Raw genomic sequence first — 22202 nt, forward strand, 5'->3', positions numbered from 1 at the left:
GCGCGAGGTCCGCGCGCCGAGCGTGCGCGGTTCGGCCCAACCTCGTCACCCGTCGGTGTCGTCCGGCTTGCCCTGCGGCGTGGCGCCTGGTCCGGTGGCCGGTTTCGACCACGGCCAGCGGAGCCTGCCGTCGTCGCCCCGGTCGCCCTCGGGGTCGTAGGCGTACTTCCAGCCCGGGTGCAGGCCCAGTTTTCCCGGCGGACCCTTGGGCGCGCGGCGGTAGACCAGCACGGTCGGCGGGCCGCCGGCCGCGTCCGGTACCGGGACCCTGTACGTCTTCGGCGGTTGCCCGGTCGGGCCGAGCAGGATGGGCAGCACGCGGCCGTCCAGGGGGCCGCCCTCGAAGGCGGTGTCTTGGCTCTTCACGGGATCAGTTTCCGGTACGGGGCGGTCGGGGCAGGTGGGGGCAGGCGGGGCGGTGCGTCAGGTCGGCGTCGTCGAGCCGAGCGCGTCGCGCACGACGGCCGCGGTCTGCGGGTCGCGGCCGGCGGTCACGGTGAGAACCGCCAGGAACTGCTCGACCAGCCAGTCCCGCAGCTCGTCGACCGGCGGATCCTTGCCCTCGTCCAGCCAGATCAGCGAGGCCGCCTCGACCGAGGTGATCCACATCCGTACGGTCATCCGCAGCCGGGAGCCCGGTTCCTCGACCCCGAGATGGCTGAGGATGTGCTCGGCGGCGGTACGGCGCACCCGGTCCACTATGGCCGTCGTACGGGACGTCTCGACGACGCTGCCGCCCTGGAGGAGGGCGCTGAAACCGGCGTCGTGCTCGTCGACGAAGGTGAGATAGCGGTCGAGGGCGCGGGCGAGGCGCTGGGGGAGCGGGCCCTCGGGGGGTTCGTCGAAGCAGAGTTCGAGTTCCTCGGCGGCGGAGCGGAGCGCGGCCTCGTACAGCTGCTGCTTGCCGCCGGGGAAGTAGCGGTACACGAGGGGGCGGGAGACGCCGGCGGCCTCGGCGACGTCGTCGAGCGAGACGTCCTCCGGGGGGCGGTGGGCGAAGAGGGAGAGGGCGGCGTCGAGGAGCTGGCTGCGCCGCTCCTCGACGCTCAGGCGGCGGTAGGCGGGGGCGGCGGGGGGCATGTGTGCAGGGTAGTCGGGGTGGGTGTGGGGGTATGTGCGGGTGCGTCGTGGCTGGTCGCGCAGTTCCCCGCGCCCCTGAAAAGCCGGGGCTGCGCCCCGTGCTTTTCGGGCCGCAGTCGTCGGGCCGCACCTTGCATTCAAGCCAGTAGCCCCGACGCCTTCCACAGCCGTCGGCCGACACCCCGCAGTACCCCGATGTCGTCCAGGAAGTCCGTGAGCCGCCGTGCCCCGGTCTGCATGACCTCCCGCCGGTGCGCGCTCGCCCGGACCTGAGCCATCGCCTCCGCCTTGTCCAGCCCCACGTTCGCGTAGACGTCGGGGTTGACGAACGCGACCGAGAAGATCCGCGCGAACTCGCCGGAGCTGACGCGGGTGTACTCCTGGGACCATCTCGGCGCCGTCACCATCTGGCGGCGGAGTTCCTCCCGGGCGTACCGGACGTGCCGGGCCTCCTCCACCACATGGATTCTCGTCACGCCCCTGATCAGCGGCTGGACGCGCTCGTCCGGGAACGTGAGGCGCTGCATCCAGTCGAGGACCTCCTCGCCGAGCAGGGTCGCCGTGAAGGAACCGGGGGTGGTCGACACCGTCTTGAAGAAGCGGCCGAGGTTCTGGTGCGCCCGGCTGACCGGGTAGTACGGGGTGCCGCCGCGGCTGATCAGACGGGCGAACATCTTCGAGTGACGGCACTCGTCCTCGATCTCCGTCAGGGCGTAGCGGACGTGCGCGCTCGTCGCCGCCTTGTCGTAGATGTGCCGTACGAGGAGCTGCATCAGGATGATCTCGAACCAGATGCCGAGCGAGGCGAGCGCCGCCGCCTCATGGCGGGAGAGCAGGATGCGCTGCTCCTCGCTCATCCGTTTCCACAGCGGAGTGCCGTACAGGGAGACCAGCTCGGGCGGCCAGAACCACTTGCCGTCCTCGAAGGGGGCGTCCCAGTCCAGTTCCCTGTCGGGGTCGAAGGAGTGCTTCGCGGACGCGTCGAGGAGCCGTTCGGCCACCTGCTCGCGGTCCTTGAGCACCCCGAGGGCGTCGCGGAGTGTCTCGGCTTCCGTCACTGTCGTCACATTCTTATGAGACCGCTTGTCAGCAAGTGGGTCAATCCCCCGGGAGCTACTTACGCGTAGCTCTGTACGTGGCCTTATCCGGGGCTTATGAAGTCACCCGAGTGCAGTAGCGTGCGTGGCGTGTCCACGACTCCGCCGCCCCAGCCGCCCGACAACCCCTTCGGCCCGCCCCCGACTTCGGGGCCCTACGGCCAGCAGCCGCCTCCGCCGCCGTACCAGGCCCCGCAGCCCGGTCCGTACGGCGGCCAGCAGCCGCCGGGCCCGCCCCCTTACGGGCAGCAGCCCTACGGCGCGCCCGCACCCGCTCCCTGGGGTGCGTCGGTGCAGCCGCCCAAGAAGAGCCGGCTCGGTCTGATCCTCGGCATCATCGGCGGTGTGGTCGCGCTGGTCGTGGTGGGTGTGGCCGTGCTCGTCTGGTTCGTGACGAAGTCCGACAGCGGCTTTCCCGAGGCCGAGTACAAGCTGACGCTGCCCCAGAAGGTCCTCGACGAGAAGTACGAGCTCGCCGGCGATCTCTCCGGCGCCGAGGGCAAGACCATCGAGGACGAGGCCGACGGTGCCTGGGACGCCCGGGACACCAAGGCGGTGGTCGGTCAGTACAGCCTCGGCGGCGACCAGGCGCAGGGCACGCTGGTGATCTCCGGCATGTACGGACGGTTCAAGAACACCGGCCTGGCCCGCGACAACATGATGGAGGGCGCGGCGGGCGGTGAGGGTGCCAAGGTCGCCGTCAAGCCCAGGGACTTCAAGCCGGCCGGCTCCGACGTCACCGTCACCTGCGAGGTGCTCGTCCAGACCCAGCTCGGTACGAAGATCACCATCCCCGTCTGCGGCTGGGTGGACGGCAACACCGGTGCTTCCATCGCCGAGATCACCGCCGACACGGTCACGAAGGATCCCGCCCAGGTGGACCTCGCGGCGGCGGCCGAGACCGCAGTCAAGATCCGCGAGGAGATCAGGAAACCGATCGGCTGAGTCCTGACTCCGTCGGCCGGCCGGAGTGCCTGACTGCGGCCGGGTGGGGGCTTGTCGCGCAGTTCCTCGCGCCCCTGAAGGCCGTCGTCGGCCGGCCCGGTTGCCTGGCTGCGGCCCCGCCCAGCTGCGGGCATGCGTGCCGCCAGGGGCGGCACCCGTCCCACCGAGAGCGGCACCCCGTACAGCGCCGGGCCGCGCGACCCACCAGCACCGGGCGCCACCCCGCCGACGGCACCTCTGCCCACCTCGGCCCCGGACGTGCCTCAGCTGCCGAGCACCGCCTCCATCACCGCCCGGGCGATCGGAGCCGCCGTCCCGCCCCCGCTGATGTCCGTACGGTCGGCGGAGGCGTCCTCGACCACCACCGCGACGGCCACCGTCGGCTCGACGTCCCGTCCGCCCTGCCCCCAGGAGACGAACCAGGCGTACGGCGTACCGGAGTTGCCGATGCCGTGCTGGGCGGTGCCGGTCTTGCCGCCGACGATCGCCCCGGGGATCGCCGCGTTGGTACCGGTGCCCCGCTCCACGACGTCCCGCATCAGCTCCCGCATCCGTACGGCCGTCGACGGACTCATCGCCCGGAGCCGACTCCGTACCCCCGGAGTGGCAACTGTCGTACCGTGCACGGTGGTTGTCCGCTCCACCAGGTAAGGGGAAGGCACCTGACCGCCGTTGGCGACCGCCGCCGCGACCAGGGCCATCTGCAACGGCGTGGCCCGCGTGTTGTACTGGCCGATCGCGGACAGCGCCAACTGCGCCCTGTCGACGTGGCGGTCGAAGGTGCTGCGCGCGACCGAGAAGGGGATACGCAGCCCCGAGTCGTTGAAGCCGAAGCCGTTCGCCGTGGTCGCCAGGCCGGCGACACCCACGTCCACGCCCAGCTTGGCGAAGACGGTGTTGCACGACCAGGTGAACGCGTCCCGCAGCGAGGCGTCCGCACAGCCAGCGCCCTCGTTCGTCAGCGCCGTGGACGTACCGGGGAGACGGTACGGATCGGGGGAGCGGGTCGGCTCGTCCAGATCGGTGATCACCCCGGCGTCGAGGGCCGCCGCCGCCGTGACCACCTTGAACGTCGAACCCGGTGGATACGTCTGCCGCGCCGCCCGGTTGAGCATCGGCTTGTCGGGATCGCCGTTCAGCCGCCGCCAACTCCGTTCCACGGAACGCCTGTTGCCGGACAGGACGGAGGGGTCGTACGAGGGCGCGGAGACCAGGGCGAGGATGCGGCCCGTCGACGGTTCCACGGCCGCCACCGCGCCCTTGCGCCCGGCGAGCCCCTCGAAGGCGGCCCGCTGGGCGGCCGGGTCGATGGTCGTCACCACCCTGCCGCCGGGATTCCGCGCCCGCGTCACGTCGTTCCACAGCGGGAACGGGGAGAGCAGCGGATCGGTGCCCGACAGGACGCCGTCCTCCGCGTGCTCCAGGAACGTCGTCCCGTACACCTGGGAGGCGAAGCCGGTGACCGGGGCGTACAACGGGCCGTTCTTGTACGTCCGTTCGTAGCGGAGCTGCTCCCCGGTGTCGGCTGACCCGGTGACCGGCCTGCCGCCGACCAGGATGGTCCCGCGCGGCTGGCCGTAACGGGCGATCACCTGGCGGCGGTTGGCCGGGTTGTCGTCGTAGCGCTGGGCCTGGACGACCTGTACACGGGTGACGTTGACGAGAAGGGCGAGGAGCAGCAGGGCGCAGAAGAGTGCGGCGTGTTTGATGCAACGCGTCATCTGCCGTGATTTTCTGGCCCGTTCGGGCTGCCTTGTCATGGTGTGGGCCGCCCGTCGTCGTCGTTGTGCCCACGGCGGGCCGAGTCACTGATCCGGATCAGCAGCGCCACGATGATCCAGTTGGTGACGACGGACGAGCCTCCCTGCGCCAGGAACGGCATCGCCATACCGGTGAGCGGGATGAGGCCCGACACCCCGCCCGCGATCACGAACACCTGGAGCGCCACGATCGAGGCGAGGCCGACCGCGAGCAACCGGCCGAAGGGGTCGCGCAACGACAGGCCCGCCCGGTAACCGCGTTCCACCAGCAGGGCGTACAGGATGACGATCGCGGCGAGGCCGGCCAGCCCCAGTTCCTCGCCCGCGGTCGCCAGGATGAAGTCCGACTTGGCGGCGAAGCCGATCAGGATCGAGTGGCCGCGGCCCAGCCCGGTGCCGAGCGTGCCGCCCGCCGCGAACGCGAACAGCGACTGGGAGAGCTGGTTGGGCCCCTGCCCCGCCTCGATCGTCGCGAACGGGTGCAGCCAGTCCTCGACCCGGCTGTGGACGTGCGGTTCGAGGGTGCCGACGGCGAAGGCGCCCAGCGCGGCCAGCAGCAGACCGACCGCGATCCAGCCGGTGCGGCCCGTGGCCACGTACAGGAGGACCACGAAGAGGCCGAAGAAGAGGAGCGAGGTGCCGAGATCGCGCTCCAGGACCAGTACGCCGACGCTGATCAGCCAGATCGCCACGATCGGGCCGAGGACCCGCCCGGTGGGAAGCTGCAGTCGGCGCAGCCGCCAGATCTGGCGGCCGGTGTACGCCAGCGCGTTCCGGTTGGCGGCGAGGTACGCGGCGAAGAAGACCGCCAGCAGTACCTTCGCGAACTCGCCGGGCTGGATGGAGAATCCGGCGATCCGGACCCAGATGCGGGCCCCGTTCACCGACGGGAAGAAGATCGGGAGGGTCAGCAGGACCAGGGCGGCGGCCACACAGACGTACGCGTACCGCTGGAGGACCCGGTGGTCGCGCAGCAGGACGACGACCACGATGAACAGCGCCACGCCGACCGTGGACCAGACGAGTTGGGCGGGGGCGGCCCGGTGCCCCGGCGTCTCCAGGTCGAGCCGGTGGATGAGGACCAGACCGAGGCCGTTGAGCAGCACCCCGATGGGCAGCAGCAGCGGGTCGGCGCAGGGGGCGCGCCGCCGCACCGCGACATGGGCGAGGAGAGCGAGCACGCCGAGCCCGGCGCCGTAGCCGGCGGCGCCGGGCGGGACGGTGCCGTTCCTCGCGAGGCCCACATCGCAGTAGCCGTACACGCAGAGGAGGACGGCGACGACGATGAGGGCCAGCTCGATGCCACGGCGCCGGGGGACGCGCGGGGCGGGATCGGAGGGATCGACGGGCTCCGAGAGCCAGGGCTTCGGGGATTCCTCGTACTCCGCCGCCACGGTGGTTCCGGGCTTCGTCATGTCCGGAACCTACCCAAAGTTCACAACTTATTGGCTGATGTGGCCTATGGGGTCACGTCTGGTGTCTGCCGGGTGAGTGAGGCGGCCGGCCGGCCGGCCGACGTGTCAGCAGAAGCGTGGCGCGGCGCCGATGTTGTCGATGTAGCGGGCGGCGCCCCAGGCCCAGGTGCCGTCCGTGAGGAGGTACCAGAGCGAGTTGCCGTCGACGTTCTCACCGCCGACCTTGCAGAAGATGGTGACGATCGAGCCCTTGGGGGCGACCCGGATGATCGCGCTGCCGCGATTCGGCGCGCTGCGCAGCCGCAGTCCGCCGTTGGCGGTGACGATCCCCTTGTAGAGGACGGCGTTGCTGCTGGTGTTGTTGTGCTGGCTCCAGTCGCCGTTGCCGCTCTGGTGGTTGCCGCTCTGGTTGTTCTGGTTGCTCTGGCTGTTCTGGTTCTGATTGTTCGGGTTCTGGTTCTGGTTGTTCTGGTTCGGGTTGTTCGTGTTGCTCTGGTTGTTCGGCGGCGGCTGCTGCTGGTTCCAGCTGCTGCCCCAGTCGTCGTCGGCGGGGCTCGCGAGTGCCGGGGTGACCGCGCCGAGGGAGAGCGCGGTGGCGGCGGCGGTTATGCCGAGGCGGGTCAGGGTGGTCCGCGGTGACATGTGGGCTCCTTTGGCCGTGCAGAGCTGACTAACCGCCACGCTAGGAGCCGGTCGTGTAAGGCGCCCGTCACACTGGGCCGTTGGTGGCGAGCCCCCGCGATTCGGCCAGGCTGAGCGTCGCCAGGGCGCCGCCCCCCGCGCTCTTCGGCACGTTGGTGAAGGTCAGTCGGGCGCCCAGTACCTCCGCCTGGCCCAACGCGATCGTCAGCCCGAGCCCGTGCCCGGTCGCCCCGCCCTCCGTGCGGAACCGCTGCGGCCCGTGCTCCACCACGTAATCCGGGAAACCGTCCCCGTGGTCCCGCACGGTCACGACCGGCCCGTCGATGGTCAGCGTCACGGGCGTACGGCCGTGCCGGTGGGCGTTGGCGACCAGATTGCCGAGCACCCGTTCGAGCCGACGCCGGTCGGTGTCGACTCGGGCGTCACGGACCACGACGATCTCCGTGTCGGGTCCAGGCGCCCCCGGACTCCCGGAGGTGCCCGGCTGCGCCGAGTTCCCCGAGGCCCTTACTACCCGCACGACCCGTTCGGCGAGGGCGCCGAGCGGCTCGGTGTCGACCTCCAGCCGCTCCTTGCCCGTGTCCAGCCGGGAGATTTCGAGCAGGTCCTCGGTGAGCGTACGCAGCGCGGCGACCCGGTCCCTGACCAGCTCGGTCGGCCGCCCGGGCGGCAGCAGTTCGGCCGCCGCGTGCAGCCCGGTGAGCGGGGTGCGCAGCTCGTGGGCCACGTCGGCCGTGAAACGCTGCTCGCTGAGCAGTTTGCGCTGCAGCGAGGCGGCCATCGTGTCGAGCGCGGCGGCGACGGCGGCGACCTCGTCCGGCGAACGGTTCGGATCCTGCGTACGGGCGTCGTCGACGCGGGCGTCCAGGTCGCCGGCGCTGATCCGGCGGGCCACCTGGGCGGTCGCGTGCAGCCGACGGGTCACCCGGGTCACCGCGAACGCGCCGACCAGCAGCGTCGCGCCGATGGCGAGACCCGACGACCACAGGATGGCCCGGTCGAGGCCCTCGATCGTCCGGGCGCTCTGCGAGTAGTCGAGCGCGACGGCGAGCGCGTGCCCGCCGTTCGCCGGACCGGCCGCCCACATCGTCGGCACCCCGTCGTGGTCGGTGACCATCGTGCCGCGTTCCCCGGCCGCCGCGAGCGCCCGCAGCGCCTTCGGCAGCCCCTCGGGATCGATACCGGCGTGCGGCCGGAGGGTGTCACCCGCCTCGTACTCGGCCGTGGCCTCCACCAGCCGGGACAGGGCGCGGTCACGGGCCTGGTCGACGGTCTGATGGGTCACCGAGACATGCACGAGGACGCCGAGCAGCGCGGCGAGCGCGCAGCACATCCCGGTGATGAACAGCGCGGCCTTGGCGGCGAGGGTTCCTGCCCACCCGGGCAGCGCGACCCTCATCGGGCACTCGCGGACGAGGCAGCCGCGGAGGCGGCAGCAGCGGAGGCCGCGGCCGAGGAAGCCGCACGGGGAGCGTGTGTGCGCTTGGGTCGGCCGGTGCGCAGGAACTCGTCCCGGGTGAGCAGCATCGCCTTCTGGTCGGCGTCCCAGGTCCACTGGGTGCGGTACTCGTACCCCGGGATCTGCGACGGCGAACGGATGATCACGGCCCGGCCGGCCAGTTCCACGGCGGTCACGGCGTCGTCGTTGGCCATGATCTGCACCAGCTTGTGCCGCTGGAAGGTGTACACCCGTACGGCCGTCCCGTTGCCCGGCAGCAGCCGGAAACCGAGGGCCATGTCGTCGCGGCCGTCGCCGGTGAGGTCGCGGTAGTAGGCCTTGAGGACGGGACAGACGCCGGTACGGCCCTTCCGGCCGCAGGCGGCCATGCCGGCGCCCGTGCCGGCGTACGGGGCGCCGTCGGCGGTGTACACGTCGGGGTGCGCGGCGATCTCCGCTCGTACGACGGCCACCGGGTCGACCTTGTGGATGTCGTCGCCGGGGGCGGTGATGCCCTTCACGGTCTCGGTCTCGGCCTCGCCGTAGTCGAAGGCGGGGCTGGAGGCGGCGGGCAGGTCGGGCCAGAGCCGGGCGGGACTGACGGCGGTGGCGGTCGGCCCGGCACCACGCAGCCCGCCCGCGTCACCGCAGCCGGAGGCGAGGACGGCAAGGGTCAGGGTGGCGAGAAGGGTGCGTGAGACGCGTGAGACGTGCTGCGGGACACGGGAGGTGCGGCTGGGTTTCACTGCACTCCTGCGGCGGGACGGGCCGGGGCGGGTGTGGCGGGCGGGGTCGCCTCGTCCACGACACCTTATTCGCAGGGGAGCCGCATTTTCCGGGCGGGCCGAACGGGGCCGATCGGGCTGACCGGGGCCGAGCGGGTGGCTCCGGCGGTCCCACCCCCCGCGGGTCCGCCTACTCGGCCAGTTCCTCCAGCAGCCGGGCCGTGGGCAGGCCCGTCCGCAGATACTCGACGAACAGCTGGTTGTGCAGGGCCCAGGGGGAGCGGCGGGATCTGATGAGCCGGATCGCCTCGTCGGTGCTGTGCCCGTCGTGGACGAGGGCGTGCGCGACGACGAGCCCCGACCGGTTGTACCCGCTGTAGCAGCGCACCAGCACACTGCGCCCGTCCTCCAACGCGGTGCACACGGTCTCCGCGAGCCGGATCACACCGGCGAGCTGGGTCCCGTCGAGCGGCCCGTCCGGAATCGACCACACGTGATGCTCGACACCGGGATCCGGCCCGTACCCCGGCAGCCTCAGCAGGGTCACGACCAGGTCGAACTCATCGTGCACGACGGCGAATCGCAGCTCCCCGGGGCGACTCGTGAACTCGTGTCCGCCCATCCACAGCCCGGGCACGATCTCACTCCAAGGCTCGCCAGGAGCCGGTACGTCGGGCTGTTTCCTGCGGGTCCGCAACTACGCCGCCTCCCCACTCGGGCAACCGAATCCGCCCCAACTTCCTCCAAAGGTAGCCGGGTTCTTGCCCCGGCAGCACCCCGCCTGTTCCCATGGCCGTGCGGGGATTGGGGTGATGGTGGATGAGCGGACTGCGCGTCGTACCGGCCTGGCGCCAAGGCCACGAGCGGCTGTACGTGTGTCTGACGGACGGGCGGAACATCGCCTGGTACGACCGTGAGTCGTCCCGGGTCAACCTGCTGAGCGACGACCTCAGAGGGGACGTACTGGAAGCCCTGGGCCCGTTCCTGACGGGCCCGGTGACGGTGGGGCCGCCCCCGGTCCCGACCCCGGCGGAGTTGGCCCGCCTGTCCCTCCACCCCGACGACGACCTGGCCCCGAACCGCCCCGGCGAGGCCCTCCAGATCGCCCTCGACCGTGACCCGGGCCCACCGCACCGCCTGCGCCCGGACCCCCGAAGGCGTGCCCTGGCGGCGGAACAGGCGGTGGGCGGGGCCCTGGAGGCGCTGGAGGGCGCGGGCTGGCACACCCTGCACTCGATCCTGCTCCCCGGCGGCGACCGGCTCCACCATCTGCTGATCGGCCCGGGTGGTCTGTTCGCGGTCCACACCCTGTACGCCCGTAAGCAGCGGGTCCTGGTGGCCGACCCGATGGTCTCCCTGGGCCGCCGCGATCCCCGTCCCCTCCTCCGCCGGGTCCGCTCGGACGCGGACCGGGCCTCGTACGCCCTGACGGCGGAGGTCCACCCGGTCCTGGCCCTGGCGGGCCCGGCCGACCTGAGGGTGGCGGTGCCGCTGAGAGAGGTCAGGGTCCTCCTGGACACGGACCTGTCCGACCTCGCGAGGTCGGGGGGCGTCCTGAAACCGGCGGACGTGGAGGCACTGCACGCGGTGGCCCGGGACCGGGGGACCTGGGGGCGGGTGTGACGGCGACACCGGCCTGCCCCGACTTCTGGCTCGGAGTCACCTGACCGTCTCCTCTGAGCAGGCCGGCGACCGTCAGGTCGGCCGCGGCGGCACGAGCGGAGCCAGCAGGTCCCCGTACCTGTCCAGCCGGGCCCCGATGTCCCCCGCCCCGAACATGAGTTGGCCCGGTGCCGTGCACCCCGCCACCTCCTCCCACGTCACCGGTGTGGACGCCGTCGGTTCGGCGCGTGCCCGCAGGGTGTACGGGGTCGCCGTCGTCTTTCGGGCCGCGTTCTGGCTGTAGTCGACGAAGACCTTCCCCGGGCGCAGGCTGCGCGTCATGCGGTGGACGACCAGGTGGGGGAGGGCGCGTTCCGCCTCGACCGCCAGTTCCTTCGCGTACGCCGTGATCTCGCCGGACGGGGTGCGGGTCGCCGGCGCCGTAAGGAGGTGCAGGCCCTTCGAGCCGGACGTCTTCGCGTACGCCTCGATCCCGTCCGCCGCCAGCCGCTCCCGTAGCCAGAGCGCCACCTCGCAGCACTCCACGATCGTCGCCGGATGGCCGGGGTCCAGGTCGAGGACCATGCGGTCGGCCTCGCCGGGGGCGTCGATCAGCCACTGCGGGGTGTGGAACTCCGTGACCAGGTTCGCCGCCCACATCAGCGAGGGGAGGTCCTGGATCAGGACCATGCGCGCCGGGCCCTCCGAGCGCGGCACATGAGCCGTCGTGACCCAGTCGGGCGTACCGGGCGGGACGTTCTTGGCGAAGAAGACCTGGCCGTCGGGGCCGTCCGGGTAGCGCAGGAAGGACACCGGGCGGTCGTGGAGGTGGGGGAGGAGCACGTCGGCCGTGGTGGCGTAGTAGTGCAGCAGCTCACCCTTGGTGAAGCCGGTCGCCGGGTGGATCACCTTCTCCAGGTTGGAGAGGGACACCCTTCGCCCGGCCACCTCCGTGATCGGCGTCATACGATGAGAATCCCACGAAAACAGGGCAAAGACGTCACCGAAGGAAGGTTCACCCCGTGCGATCCATATGGAACGGCGCCATCTCCTTCGGGCTGGTCAGCATCCCGATCAAGCTCGTGAACGCCACCGAGAGCCACTCGATCTCCTTCCGGCAGATCCACGTCGAGGACGGCGGTCGCATCCGCTATCGCAAGGTGTGCGAGCTGGAGGACCGCGAGGTCAGAAGCGATGAGATCGGAAAGGCGTACGAGGGTGCAGACGGGGCGATGATCCCGATCACGGACGAGGATCTGGGGTCGCTGCCACTGCCGACCGCCAAGACCATCGAGATCGTCGCCTTCGTGCCCGGTGACCGTATCGATCCACTGCAGATGGACACCGCCTACTACCTCTCCGCGAACGGGGTCCCGGCCGCCAAGCCCTACACCCTGCTGCGGGAGGCGCTGAAGCGCAGCAAGAAGGTCGCCATCGCCAAGTTCGCGCTCCGGGGGCGGGAACGGCTCGGCATGCTGAGGGTCGTCGACGACGTCATCGCGATGCACGGGCTGCTCTGGCCCGACGAGATCCGGGCCACCGACGGTGTCGCGCCGGATGCCGGCGTCACCGTGCGGGACCAGGAACTCGATCTCGCCGACGCCCTCATGGCCACCCTCGGCGAAGTCGATCTCGCCGACCTCCACGACGACTACCGCGAGGCCGTCGAGGAACTCATCGCGGCGAAGGCCTCCGGCGAGGAGGCACCGCACGCCCCGGCGCCGAGCGGTGGCGGCAAGGTGCTCGACCTGATGGCCGCGCTGGAGAAGAGCGTGCGGGAGGCCAAGGAGTCGCGGGGCGAGCGGGTGGTGGTGGAGGAGGCGGACGTCGAGCCCATTCGGGCGCGGGCCACGGCTCGTACGACAGCCCGTACGACCGCCAAGCCGTCGCCGAAGGAGGAGGTCGGCAAGAAGTCGACCTCCACGGCGAAGAAGGCTGCCGCGAAGAAGACCTCCACCGCCAAGAAAGCCACCACCGGCGCCACGAAGTCGACCAGCGCCGCCAAGAAGGCCACGGCCAAGAAAGCCCCCGCCAGGAAGGCCGCCCCTCGTAAGCGTCCGGCGTGACCCCGTCCTCCCTCTCCTCCCTGACCTCGCTCCCAGTCCTATCCCGCCCGTCGCAGCGCCAGCACCGCGTTGTGCCCGCCGAAGCCGAACGAGTTGCTGAGGGCCAGATCGCCGTGGTCGGGCAGCGGGCGGGGCCCGCCCCGCACCACGTCCAGCTCGATCGCCTCGTCCTGCTCACCCTCCGCGCAGCCGATCGTCGGAGGGATCGTGCCGTGGTGCAGGGTCAGGACCGTGGCCACCGCCTCCACCCCGCCCGCTGCGCCCTGGAGATGGCCGAGGTGTCCCTTGAGGGCCGTGACGGGGACGCGAGGCGTGCCCAGTACGCCCAGGACCGCCCGCAGCGCGTTCGCCTCCGCGAGGTCGCCGTCGATCGTGGCCGTGGCGTGGGCGTTGACGTGGATCACGTCGGCGGGGCGGCCTCCGGCGTCGCGCAGGGCGCGGTGCAGGGCCAGGGCCACGCCGGTGCCGGACGGGTCCGGTGCCGCCATGTGGTGGGCATCGGCCGACAGGCCCCAGCCGGCCGCCTCGCAGTAGACGCGGGCGCCCCTCGCCCGGGCGTGCTCCTCGGACTCCAGGAGCAGGAAGCCCGCGCCCTCGCCGTTGACGAAACCGTCCCGGTCCCTGGCGAAGGGGCGGGACGGCAGCTCCCCGGCGGGATGTGTCGACAGGGCACGCATCGCGGCGAACGACGCCATGATCGCCGGTGTGACGACAGCCTCGGCGCCTCCCGCGAGGGCGATGTCGACATGGCCGTACCGGATGCGGTCTATCGCCTGGCCGATCGCCTCCGTGCCCGACGCGCAGGCGCTGGTCACCGTGCGGGCCTCGCCCGTGATGCGCAGGGCCAGCGAGATCTGGGACGCCGCCTGTGACGGCACCGTCATGGGGGTGGTGAGCGGCGAGACCGCGCGGGGGCCCTTGTCGCGGAGTCTGCGGTCGCCGCCGACGAGGACCGACGCGTCGCCCAGGATCGCGCCCACGGACACCCCCACACGCTCGGGGGACAGACCGCTCGCCGCCGTGCCCGAACCGTCGAAGCCCGCGTCCCGCCAGGCCTCCCGCGCCGCCAGTACGCCGAACTGCGCGGCCCGGTTCATCCGGCGGGCCTGGGTGCGGGGGAGCAGCCCGGCCGGGTCCACCGGGACCGTGCCCGCCACCCGGACCGGCAGGCCGCTGAACTCCTCGCCGGTCAACTCCCTTATGCCGCACCGGCCTTCGAGGAGACCGTGCCAGAGGGCGGGGACTCCGACGCCGAGCGGGGTGACAGCGCCCAGGCCGGTGACGACGACCCGGCGCGGGACGGCGTGGTGTGAAGGCCGACGCGTACGGGGGTCCGGCTCGGAGTGCATGACGGGGCTGCCTCCCGAAGTGCGGCGCGGGACGGTCGGCGCACCTCGACCCTGCCCATGGCAGGGGCGATTCATGCCCAGATGGTTCACGCTTCAAGTGTGAACGGGCGTCCACCTCTTGGCGGTTGCTCGTCCCGTCGGCTGCCCGGCCCGGCTGCCCGTCCCGGTGGCGCCGCTCAGTCGCGCGGCCAAGGTCGGCCGTCCAGTCGCTCCACGTCACGGTTGAGGCGGCTCAGATGGGCGGCGAAGTCCGCGACCTCCTCGGCCGTCCAGTCGGCCACCACCTTGGTCAGGCCCTCCCGGTTCCCTTCCCGGTCGGCCGCCAGTCGGCGCTCGCCCTCCTCTGTCATCGCGAACTTGCGCGCGATGCCTCCCTCGGGGTCGGGGATGCGTTCGACGATTCCGGCGCGGACCATCGCGGCGGTCTGCCGGTTGAGCGTGGACACGTCCAGGCCGAACGCGGCGCTGAGCTGGCCGATGGACATCGGCCCCTCCGCCTGGATACGGCTGAGGACGATGTAGGCGCTGCGGTCGAGCCGTCCCACCATGCCCCGCGCCGTCGGCGAGAGCAGGTGCATGTACCGACCGAGCAGCATCATCTCGAACTCGACCAGATCAACGGGTTTGTCCATGCGGCTGCTTCCTTCGGCTCCTGAACGGGCCTTCCCCTCGGCGGGCCCCCTGCCAAGTTAATGCGTTCACCGGCGATATGTATGATGCACCTCTCGTGCATTATGCACATCGAATCATCTACGTCCTCTCCGAGGGAGCGACCCAGTGGACAGTTCCAAGCCCGACGCCGGCTCCGGCAGAGTTGTCGGCATCCTCGCCTTCGCCGGCATCGTGGCCGCGATCACGCAGACCCTCGTGGTCCCGCTGATCGGGGAGCTGCCGACCCTGCTCGACACCTCCGCCTCGAACGCTTCCTGGGTGATCACCGCCACCCTGCTCGCCGCGGCGGTCGTGACCCCGGTCGCCGGCCGACTCGGCGACATGTACGGCAAGAAGCGCATGCTGCTCCTCTCGCTCCTGCCGCTCATCCTGGGTTCCGTCGTCTGCGCGCTGTCCTCCTCCGTGCTCCCGATGATCGCGGGACGGGCGCTGCAGGGCATGGGCATGGGCGTGGTGCCCCTGGGTATCAGCCTGATGCGTGACGTCGTACCGGCGGAGAAGCTCGGTTCGTCCATCGCGATCATGAGCGCGTCCATGGGTGTCGGCGGTGCGCTCGGACTGCCGTTCGCCGCGGCGATCGCCGAGAACGCCAGCTGGCGCGTGCTGTTCTGGGTCGTGGCCGCGCTGTCCCTCGCCGTCGGCACGCTGATCTCCCTCTTCGTGCCCGCGGGGCGCGAGAACACCACCGCCGGGCGCTTCGACGTGCTCGGCGCGATCGGGCTCGGCACCGCGCTGATCTCCCTGCTCCTCGCCGTGTCGAAGGGTGCCGACTGGGGCTGGGGCAGCGGCACCACTCTCGGGCTGTTCGCCGTCGCCGTGGTCTCGCTGCCGGCCTGGGGCTGGTGGGAGCTGCGCAACACCGACCCGCTGGTGGACCTGCGCGTGACCGCCCGGCCGCAGGTGCTGATGACCAACGCGGCCTCGATCCTCGTCGGGTTCGCGATGTACGCGCAGTCCCTGGTCATCCCGCAGCTCATGCAGCTGCCCAAGGAGACCGGCTACGGACTCGGCGAGTCCATGCTCGCCATGGGGCTGTGGATGGCTCCGGCCGGCCTGATGATGATGGTCATGTCGCCGGTCGGCGCCATGCTCTCCGCCAAGTCCGGCCCCAGGATCACGCTCTCCGTCGGCGGCCTGATCATCGCCGTCGGATACGGCGTCTCCCTGCCGCTGATCGGCTCCGCCTCCGTGTGGGGCCTGCTGGCGGTGACCATCGTCTGCGGTACGGGTGTCGGTTTCGCCTACGGCGCCATGCCGGCGCTCATCATGGGCGCGGTCCCGTCGTCCGAGACGGCTTCCGCCAACAGCTTCAACAGCCTGATGCGTTCGATCGGAAGCTCGGTCTCGGCCGCTGTCATCGGCGTCGTGCTGGCCCAGATGACCACCGACTTCGGCGGCTTCGCGCTGCCCTCGGAGGCCGGGTTCCGGGCCGCCATGATGATCGGCTGCGGTGTCGGCCTCGCGGCGTCGGTCGTCGCCTTCCTCATCCCGGTGCGCGCGGCCGAGGCCGACGCGTTGGCCGAGCCGGCTCCGGAGGCCCACGCCCCGGAGGTGTCCGAGGCCAAGGCCTGACCGCCACTCCGGCCCTCGTAGCGAGCCGATCCCCCGGGTTCCTGCCGGGAGGTCGGCTCGTTCTGTCGTGTCAGGCCTCTTGTTCGGACAGGGGGTGTGGAATTAGATGGTCTGTCAGTGTCGCCGGACAGTGGCCTTTGGCCGTGCCGAAGCGACCACTTCGGCATGCCCGGATTCGGCCGTCGCGATGCGTACGCGAGGAATTTACAAGGTTTACATCCCCTGCCCGCCGTGTTTCCGAGGCGTGAGGCGGAAGTGAATTCACCTGGCTGTCTGACGGCTTGCTGACATCCAGAGGTACGCCGCCGGACTGCGGCGACGTCGAAACTGATTGGAATTGGGCGGTTTTTCGGGACTTGGTACGGGTGCACGGTGGTGGCCGAATGGAATCGGCCGCATACGGAATGTTCCACGCCATGTTGACTCGTGAGTAATGTCGGCGCTAGCTTCCCCGTGGTTTCCCTCTCAGGTGAAGTGCTTCCGCGCCACAAAACCCCCACCGTGCAGTTTCACCGAGTATTTCGGAGAATCATGACGTCTGTCGTGCGCGCCGTTGACATGATCATTGGAGTCACCCCCTTCGGTGAGCCCGACGCACGGCTCGCCGCCGCGGTCAGCCGCGCGGGCGGTCTGGGCGTACTCGACCTGGGCCTCGGTGACCGGAGAGCCAGAGACGCGCTGGCCCGAATACGCCACCTCGCGGCCCCCTCCGCCCCCGGCTTCCGCTACGGCGTACGGATCGGGCCCCACTGCCGGCTCACCCCCGCCGACCTGGTCGGCGACGGTGCCCCCGACACCGTGATCCTCGCCCCCGATGCCGCCGACGCGTTCCGGCCGGTCGCCGAGGTCGCCGCCCACCACCGCGTCCTCGTCGAGGTCACCGACCTGCGGGAGGCCCTCGCGGCCGTCCACGCCGGTGCGCATGGGCTGATCGCCCGGGGCAGCGACGGCGGCGGCCGGATCGGCGAGCTCAGCACCTTCGTCCTCCTGCAACGGCTCCTCGCCGAACCCGGCATCGACCTCCCCGTCTGGGCGCGCGGCGGCATCGGCCCCCGTACGGCCGCCGCGGCCGTCGCCGGGGGAGCGGCGGGCGTCGTACTCGACAGCCAACTCGCCCTGCTCGCCGAGTCCGCACTGCCGGAGGCCACGGCGGCGGCGCTCCGCTCGATGGACGGCTCGGAGACCGTCGTCGTGGCCGGCCACCGCGTACTGCACCGGCGCGGTCCCGACGCCCCACCCGTCCCGGCCGGTGATCCGGCCGCGGTGGCGGCGATGCTCGGCGCCCAGGACCCGCGCACCCAGCTCCTCCCGGTCGGCCAGGACGGCTTCCTCGCCGCCCGCTTCGCCGACCACTGGGGCGACACCGCCCGCACGGTCCGCGCCCTCACCGAAGCGGTCCGAGACGTCGTACGGGATGTCGTACGGGACGGTGCGCGAGACGACGTACGGGATGGCGGGCGAGGTGCGGGGCCCGTGCGGGCGTTGCGTGCCGGTTCTCCGATGAGTCGGGCGCTGGGCACCCGACTCCCTCTCGCCCAGGGGCCGATGACCCGCGTCAGTGACCAGGCACGGTTCGCCGCGGCCGTCGCCGGGGGCGGTGCGCTGCCGTTCGTCGCGCTGGCTCTCGCCAGCGGCGAGCAGAGCCGGGCCATGCTGGCCGAGACCCGGGAGGCCGTCGGGGAGGACCGGCCCTGGGGTGTGGGCGTGCTCGGGTTCGCGCCCGAGGAACTGCGAAACGCCCAACTCGAAGCCGTACGGGAGCTGCGGCCCACGCACGCGATCATCGCGGGCGGACGACCCGCCCAGGCCGAGGCGCTGGAGCGGGCCGGGATCAGCACCTTCCTGCACGTGCCCTCGCCGGGCCTGCTGAGGCAGTTCCTGGAGGCCGGGGCACGCCGGTTCGTGTTCGAGGGGTCGGAGTGCGGCGGGCATGTCGGACCGCGCGGCAGCTTTCCGCTCTGGGAGGCCCAACTCGCCGTCATCGAGGACTACTTGGCCGGAGCCGGGGAGGACACTGCCGAGCGGATAGAGGTGTTCTTCGCGGGCGGGATCCATGACGAGCGCTCGGCCGCGATGGTCGCCGCACTCGCCGCCCCGTTGACCGCGCGCGGCGCGTCCGTGGGCGTACTGATGGGCACCGCCTACCTGTTCACCGAGGAGGCGGTGGTCTGCGGAGCGGTCCAGCCGCTCTTCCAGCGGCAGGTCGTCGACGCGACGAGTACAGCGCTGCTGGAGACGGCGCCCGGTCACGCCACCCGATGCGTACCCAGCCCGTTCAGCGACAACTACCGTGAGTTCGAGGCGGAGTTGCGGGCGAGCGGGGTGCCCGAGCGGCAGATCTGGGAGCGGCTGGAGCGGCTCAACGTCGGGCGGCTGCGCATCGCCAGCAAGGGCGTCGAGCGGGACACCGGGGGCGAGTTGGCGGCGGTGGACGAGCAACGGCAGCTCGCCGAGGGCATGTTCATGGCCGGGGAAGTCGCCGTACTGCGCTCGGCGACCACCACCATCGAGGCTCTGCACCACTCCGTGGCCGACGGCGCCGCCGACTTCCTCACCGGGCGGGCGGCCCAGCTGCGGGAGCGGCTCGGTGTGCCGGTGGCCGAGGAGGACACCGAGGCCCCGCCGCCCGCGCCCCTCGACGTCGCCGTGGTGGGCATGGCCTGTATGTTCCCGGACGCCCCCGACCTCGCCGCCTTCTGGGCGAACGTCCTCGGCGGTCACGACGCGGTGGCGGAGGTGCCCACCGACCGCTGGGACCCCGCCGTGCACTACTCGGCACCGGACGGGGAGGGTGGCGTCACGCCCTCGAAGTGGGGCGGCTTCCTGCCTCGCATCCCCTTCGACCCGCTGTCCTACGGCATTCCGCCCACCTCGCTCGGCAGCATCGAGCCCGTCCAGCTGCTGGCCCTCGAAGCCGCACGCCGGGCCCTGGCGCACGCCGGATACGGCGAGCGGGGGCGGGAGTTCGACCGCTCGCGCACCTCGGTCGTCTTCGGCGCGGAGGCGGGCAGCGACCTGTCCAACGCGGGCACGCTGCGGGCCGTACTGCCGTCGTACTACGGCAAGGTGCCGGACGGGCTCGCGGATCAGCTGCCCCGGCTCACCGAGGACTCCTTCCCGGGCATGCTCTCCAACGTGATCTCCGGCCGGATCGCCAACCGCCTCGACCTCGGCGGCGCCAACTACACGGTCGACGCCGCGTGTGCCTCGTCCCTCGCCGCCGTCGACGTGGCCTGCAAGGAACTGGTGGGCGGGACCAGTGACGTCGTGCTGTGCGGCGGCGCCGACCTGCACAACGGCATCAACGACTATGTGCTCTTCTCCTCCGTGCACGCCCTCTCTCCGACGGGGCGTTCGCGCGCCTTCGACAGTTCGGCGGACGGGATCGCGCTGGGGGAGGGCGTCGCGTGCGTCGTACTGAAGCGGCTGTCGGACGCCGAGCGCGACGGCGACCGGATCTACGGGGTCATCAAGGGAGTCGGCAGCTCCAGCGACGGGCGTTCCCTCGGGCTGACGGCTCCCCGGCCCGAGGGCCAGCGGGCCGCGCTGCGGCGGGCCTACCGCAACGCCGGGGTCTCGCCCGCGGAGGTCGGGCTCGTCGAGGCGCACGGCACCGGAACCGTGGTCGGTGACCGCACCGAACTCGCCATCCTGAGCGAGGTGTTCAGCGAGGCCGGAGCCAGGCCGGGTGCTGTCGCCCTCGGTTCGGTGAAGTCACAGATCGGGCACACCAAGTGCGCCGCCGGACTGGCCGGCCTCATCAAGACGGTGCTCGCCCTGCACACCGGGGTGAAGCCGCCCACCCTGCACGTCAGCAAGCCCAACGCGGCCTGGGACGAGACCAGTAGCCCGTTCGCGTTCCACGCACGGACCCGGCCCTGGGCGGCGCCGGCACGCGAACGCCGGGCAGGGCTCAGCGCGTTCGGCTTCGGCGGCACCAACTTCCATGTGGTGCTGGAGGCCTACGCGGACTCCGCCCCGCCCGCGCACACGCTCGACTCCTGGCCCGCCGAACTGCTCACGTTCCGGGCGGCCGATCCGGCCGGGGCGCGGCGAGCGATCGAGGACGTGCTGAAAGCGGCCGAGGACGAGCAGTCCTCCTGGCGGCTGCGCGACCTCGCGCTCGCCGCCTCGCGCCGCTCCGACGCCCGCCACGAGCCCGTACAGGTGGCGGTCGTGGCGACGGACACGGCAGGTCTCGTCGGACAGCTGCGGCGGGCGCTGGCGGGCGAGCACGATCCGCGCGCCGGAGTCCACCTCGCGCAGCACCAGCACCAGCACCAGGAGCGGGAGCAGGAGGAGGGTTCGGGGCAGGCGCCGGGCCAGGTCGCCTTCCTCTTCCCCGGGCAGGGCAGTCAGCGGACCGGGATGCTCGCCGACGTGTTCGTGGCGCTTCCCGAACTCCAGTACTACCTGGAACTGGGCCGCGACCACGCCGACCTCCTCTACCCGCCCACCGCCTTCGACGACTCCAGCCGCGACCGCCAGCACACCGCCCTCACCGACACCCGGACCGCCCAGCCCGCCCTGGGCATCGCCGGCCTCGCCGCCCACGCCCTCCTCACCACGGCAGGCGTACGCCCCGACATGGCCGCCGGACACAGCTACGGCGAACTCGTCGCCCTCAGCGCGGCCGGCGCCCTCGACCCGGAGACCCTTCTCGCCCTGAGCACGGAACGCGCGACCGCGATCCTGTCGGCGGCTACCCAGGCCAACGGCGACGACCCGGGCACCATGGCGGCGGTGTCGGCGGGAGCCGAGGATGTCACGGCGGCCCTGCGCGCGGCGGACGCGCCCGCATCGGTGGTCGTCGCCAACCACAACTCGCCCAAGCAGACGGTGATCTCAGGCCCGACGGAGGCGGTCGACGAGGCCGTACGGGTGCTGCGCGCCGCCGGGCTCGGCGCGAAGCGCATCCCCGTCGCCTGTGCGTTCCACAGCCCGCTGGTCGCCGGGGCGGGCGAGCGATTCGCGACGGCCCTGGCCCAACAGCCCGTCCACGCGCCCGAGTTCACGGTGTGGTCCAACCGGACGGCCGCCCCCTACGGCGCCGACGCCGACGCGGTGCGTGCCGAACTCGCTGCCCAGATCGGTGCCCCGGTCGGTTTCGTCGCCCAGATCGAGGCCATGTACGAGGCGGGCGCCCGCGTCTTCGTCGAGGCCGGGCCCGGCTCCGTACTGACCCGGCTGGTCGGCCAGATCCTCGGCGACCGCCCGCACCGCACGGTCGCCTGCGAACCGCGTCCGGACGCCGGACTGCGCGGCTGGCTGGACGCGCTGGCCCAACTGGCCGTCGCGGGACTGCCGGTACGCACCGGCTGGCTGTTCCACGGGCGCGACGCCGTCGACGCGACCCGGACCAAGGCGCCCAAGCGGCCCGGCTGGACGGTCGACGGCCACCTGGTCCGCACCGCCGCCGGCGAACTCCTCCCCGGTGCCCTCGCACCGGCCCGACGCGTAGTGGAGACGACCACAGTGACCGCGAATGACCAGGACGCCACCCCGGCCGCCGGCCGGGACGCGCTGATCTCCGAGTTCCTGCGCACCAGCCGCGAGATGGTCGCCGCCCAACGGGACGTACTCCTCACCTACTTCGGTGCGGCGCCGGGCCAGTGGATACCCGGGCCGACGGCACCGGAGACCCTGCGGGCGGTCGAGCCCCCGGTCGGGCAGCCGGCGCCGGGGAGCGCGCCCACCTACCCGCCCGCGCTCTACGCCGTACCCGCGCCTGCTCCCGTGTCCGCCGCTGGGGGGTTCACGGAGGCGGGGGTGTTGGGGGTGGTGTTGGAGATCATCAGTGAGCGCACGGGGTATCCGGTGGACATGATCGAGCCGGATC

At 71.8% G+C, this 22202-nt stretch carries 17 protein-coding genes; 5 read left to right on the plus strand and 12 right to left on the minus strand.

What is annotated here, in order from left to right; translation table 11 throughout:
- Positions 1-45: 45 nt before the first annotated feature.
- The 3 genes from PV734_RS43490 to PV734_RS43500 form a co-directional block, all read right to left on the minus strand.
- Positions 46-366 (minus strand): hypothetical protein, encoded by a 321-nt coding sequence (locus PV734_RS43490; RefSeq protein WP_319098220.1) that lies wholly within the window; start codon positions 364-366, stop codon positions 46-48.
- Positions 367-423: 57 nt separating this feature from the next.
- Entirely contained in the window at positions 424-1080 is a 657-nt protein-coding gene (locus PV734_RS43495; RefSeq protein ID WP_319098219.1) for a TetR/AcrR family transcriptional regulator, read from the minus strand.
- Between the two features lie 137 nt (positions 1081-1217).
- On the minus strand, positions 1218-2147 hold the full coding sequence (locus PV734_RS43500) for a diiron oxygenase (protein WP_319294821.1): 930 nt from the start codon (positions 2145-2147) through the stop codon (positions 1218-1220).
- 120 nt (positions 2148-2267) lie between these two features.
- Here PV734_RS43500 and PV734_RS43505 point away from each other — a divergent pair, with 120 nt between their 5' ends.
- Complete coding sequence (locus PV734_RS43505) at positions 2268-3122, plus strand: hypothetical protein (protein ID WP_319098217.1); 855 nt, start codon at positions 2268-2270, stop codon at positions 3120-3122.
- Between the two features lie 263 nt (positions 3123-3385).
- Here PV734_RS43505 and PV734_RS43510 read toward each other — a convergent pair whose 3' ends face one another.
- The 6 genes from PV734_RS43510 to PV734_RS43535 all read right to left on the minus strand — a co-directional run bounded on the left by PV734_RS43510 (position 3386) and on the right by PV734_RS43535 (position 9799).
- On the minus strand, positions 3386-4843 hold the full coding sequence (locus PV734_RS43510) for a penicillin-binding transpeptidase domain-containing protein (protein ID WP_319294822.1): 1458 nt from the start codon (positions 4841-4843) through the stop codon (positions 3386-3388).
- A 35-nt stretch (positions 4844-4878) separates the two neighbouring features.
- The gene (locus tag PV734_RS43515) at positions 4879-6297 is read right to left on the minus strand and encodes an FtsW/RodA/SpoVE family cell cycle protein (protein ID WP_319098213.1); all 1419 of its coding nucleotides are present in this window, start codon (positions 6295-6297) and stop codon (positions 4879-4881) included.
- 105 nt (positions 6298-6402) lie between these two features.
- Positions 6403-6939 (minus strand): SH3 domain-containing protein, encoded by a 537-nt coding sequence (locus PV734_RS43520; RefSeq protein WP_319098212.1) that lies wholly within the window; start codon positions 6937-6939, stop codon positions 6403-6405.
- A 67-nt stretch (positions 6940-7006) separates the two neighbouring features.
- The gene (locus PV734_RS43525; RefSeq protein WP_319098211.1) at positions 7007-8338 is read right to left on the minus strand and encodes a HAMP domain-containing sensor histidine kinase; all 1332 of its coding nucleotides are present in this window, start codon (positions 8336-8338) and stop codon (positions 7007-7009) included.
- A complete protein-coding gene (locus PV734_RS43530) occupies positions 8335-9123 on the minus strand; it encodes a hypothetical protein (RefSeq protein ID WP_415924373.1) in 789 nt (262 codons plus the stop codon). Before PV734_RS43530 ends, PV734_RS43525 begins: the two co-directional genes overlap by 4 nt.
- 169 nt (positions 9124-9292) lie before the next feature.
- A complete protein-coding gene (locus PV734_RS43535; protein WP_319098210.1) occupies positions 9293-9799 on the minus strand; it encodes a dual specificity protein phosphatase family protein in 507 nt (168 codons plus the stop codon).
- A gap of 122 nt (positions 9800-9921) precedes the next feature.
- Here PV734_RS43535 and PV734_RS43540 point away from each other — a divergent pair, with 122 nt between their 5' ends.
- On the plus strand, positions 9922-10725 hold the full coding sequence (locus PV734_RS43540; protein ID WP_319098208.1) for a nuclease-related domain-containing protein: 804 nt from the start codon (positions 9922-9924) through the stop codon (positions 10723-10725).
- Between the two features lie 72 nt (positions 10726-10797).
- On the opposite strand, the gene ligD is transcribed toward PV734_RS43540, so the two are convergent.
- Complete coding sequence (gene ligD / locus PV734_RS43545; RefSeq protein WP_319098207.1) at positions 10798-11670, minus strand: non-homologous end-joining DNA ligase; 873 nt, start codon at positions 11668-11670, stop codon at positions 10798-10800.
- A gap of 56 nt (positions 11671-11726) precedes the next feature.
- Here ligD and PV734_RS43550 point away from each other — a divergent pair, with 56 nt between their 5' ends.
- Positions 11727-12770: a Ku protein gene (locus PV734_RS43550; RefSeq protein WP_319294823.1), complete on the plus strand. Its 1044-nt coding sequence runs from the start codon at positions 11727-11729 to the stop codon at positions 12768-12770.
- Positions 12771-12808: 38 nt separating this feature from the next.
- Here PV734_RS43550 and PV734_RS43555 read toward each other — a convergent pair whose 3' ends face one another.
- Together PV734_RS43555 and PV734_RS43560 are read right to left on the minus strand one after the other, a co-directional pair.
- Positions 12809-14119 carry a beta-ketoacyl-[acyl-carrier-protein] synthase family protein gene (locus PV734_RS43555; protein ID WP_319098203.1) on the minus strand — a complete coding sequence of 437 codons (1311 nt, stop codon included), beginning with the start codon at positions 14117-14119 and terminating at the stop codon, positions 12809-12811.
- A gap of 176 nt (positions 14120-14295) precedes the next feature.
- Positions 14296-14751 carry a MarR family winged helix-turn-helix transcriptional regulator gene (locus PV734_RS43560; protein ID WP_319098201.1) on the minus strand — a complete coding sequence of 152 codons (456 nt, stop codon included), beginning with the start codon at positions 14749-14751 and terminating at the stop codon, positions 14296-14298.
- A 145-nt stretch (positions 14752-14896) separates the two neighbouring features.
- On the opposite strand from PV734_RS43560, the gene PV734_RS43565 reads away from it, so the two are divergent.
- Both PV734_RS43565 and PV734_RS43570 read left to right on the plus strand, forming a co-directional pair.
- Entirely contained in the window at positions 14897-16363 is a 1467-nt protein-coding gene (locus PV734_RS43565) for an MFS transporter (RefSeq protein WP_319098200.1), read from the plus strand.
- Between the two features lie 531 nt (positions 16364-16894).
- A partial coding sequence (locus PV734_RS43570) for a polyketide synthase (RefSeq protein WP_319294825.1) occupies positions 16895-22202 on the plus strand: 5308 nt, incomplete at its 3' end.

The organism is Streptomyces sp. AK08-02 (assembly GCF_033795085.1).
GTDB classification, from domain to species: Bacteria; Actinomycetota; Actinomycetes; order Streptomycetales; family Streptomycetaceae; genus Streptomyces; species Streptomyces echiniscabiei.

What these genes read in the sequence shown, in the direction of transcription:
- PV734_RS43495 (WP_319098219.1), bottom strand. Translation starts at nt 1,080, where the DNA reads ATGCCCCCCGCCGCCCCCGCCTACCGCCGCCTGAGCGTCGAGGAGCGG.
- PV734_RS43510 (WP_319294822.1), bottom strand. Translation starts at nt 4,843, where the DNA reads ATGACGCGTTGCATCAAACACGCCGCACTCTTCTGCGCCCTGCTGCTC.
- PV734_RS43515 (WP_319098213.1), bottom strand. Translation starts at nt 6,297, where the DNA reads ATGACGAAGCCCGGAACCACCGTGGCGGCGGAGTACGAGGAATCCCCG.
- PV734_RS43520 (WP_319098212.1), bottom strand. Translation starts at nt 6,939, where the DNA reads ATGTCACCGCGGACCACCCTGACCCGCCTCGGCATAACCGCCGCCGCC.
- PV734_RS43525 (WP_319098211.1), bottom strand. Translation starts at nt 8,338, where the DNA reads ATGAGGGTCGCGCTGCCCGGGTGGGCAGGAACCCTCGCCGCCAAGGCC.
- PV734_RS43540 (WP_319098208.1), top strand. Translation starts at nt 9,922, where the DNA reads ATGAGCGGACTGCGCGTCGTACCGGCCTGGCGCCAAGGCCACGAGCGG.
- ligD (WP_319098207.1), bottom strand. Translation starts at nt 11,670, where the DNA reads ATGACGCCGATCACGGAGGTGGCCGGGCGAAGGGTGTCCCTCTCCAAC.
- PV734_RS43555 (WP_319098203.1), bottom strand. Translation starts at nt 14,119, where the DNA reads ATGCACTCCGAGCCGGACCCCCGTACGCGTCGGCCTTCACACCACGCC.
- PV734_RS43560 (WP_319098201.1), bottom strand. Translation starts at nt 14,751, where the DNA reads ATGGACAAACCCGTTGATCTGGTCGAGTTCGAGATGATGCTGCTCGGT.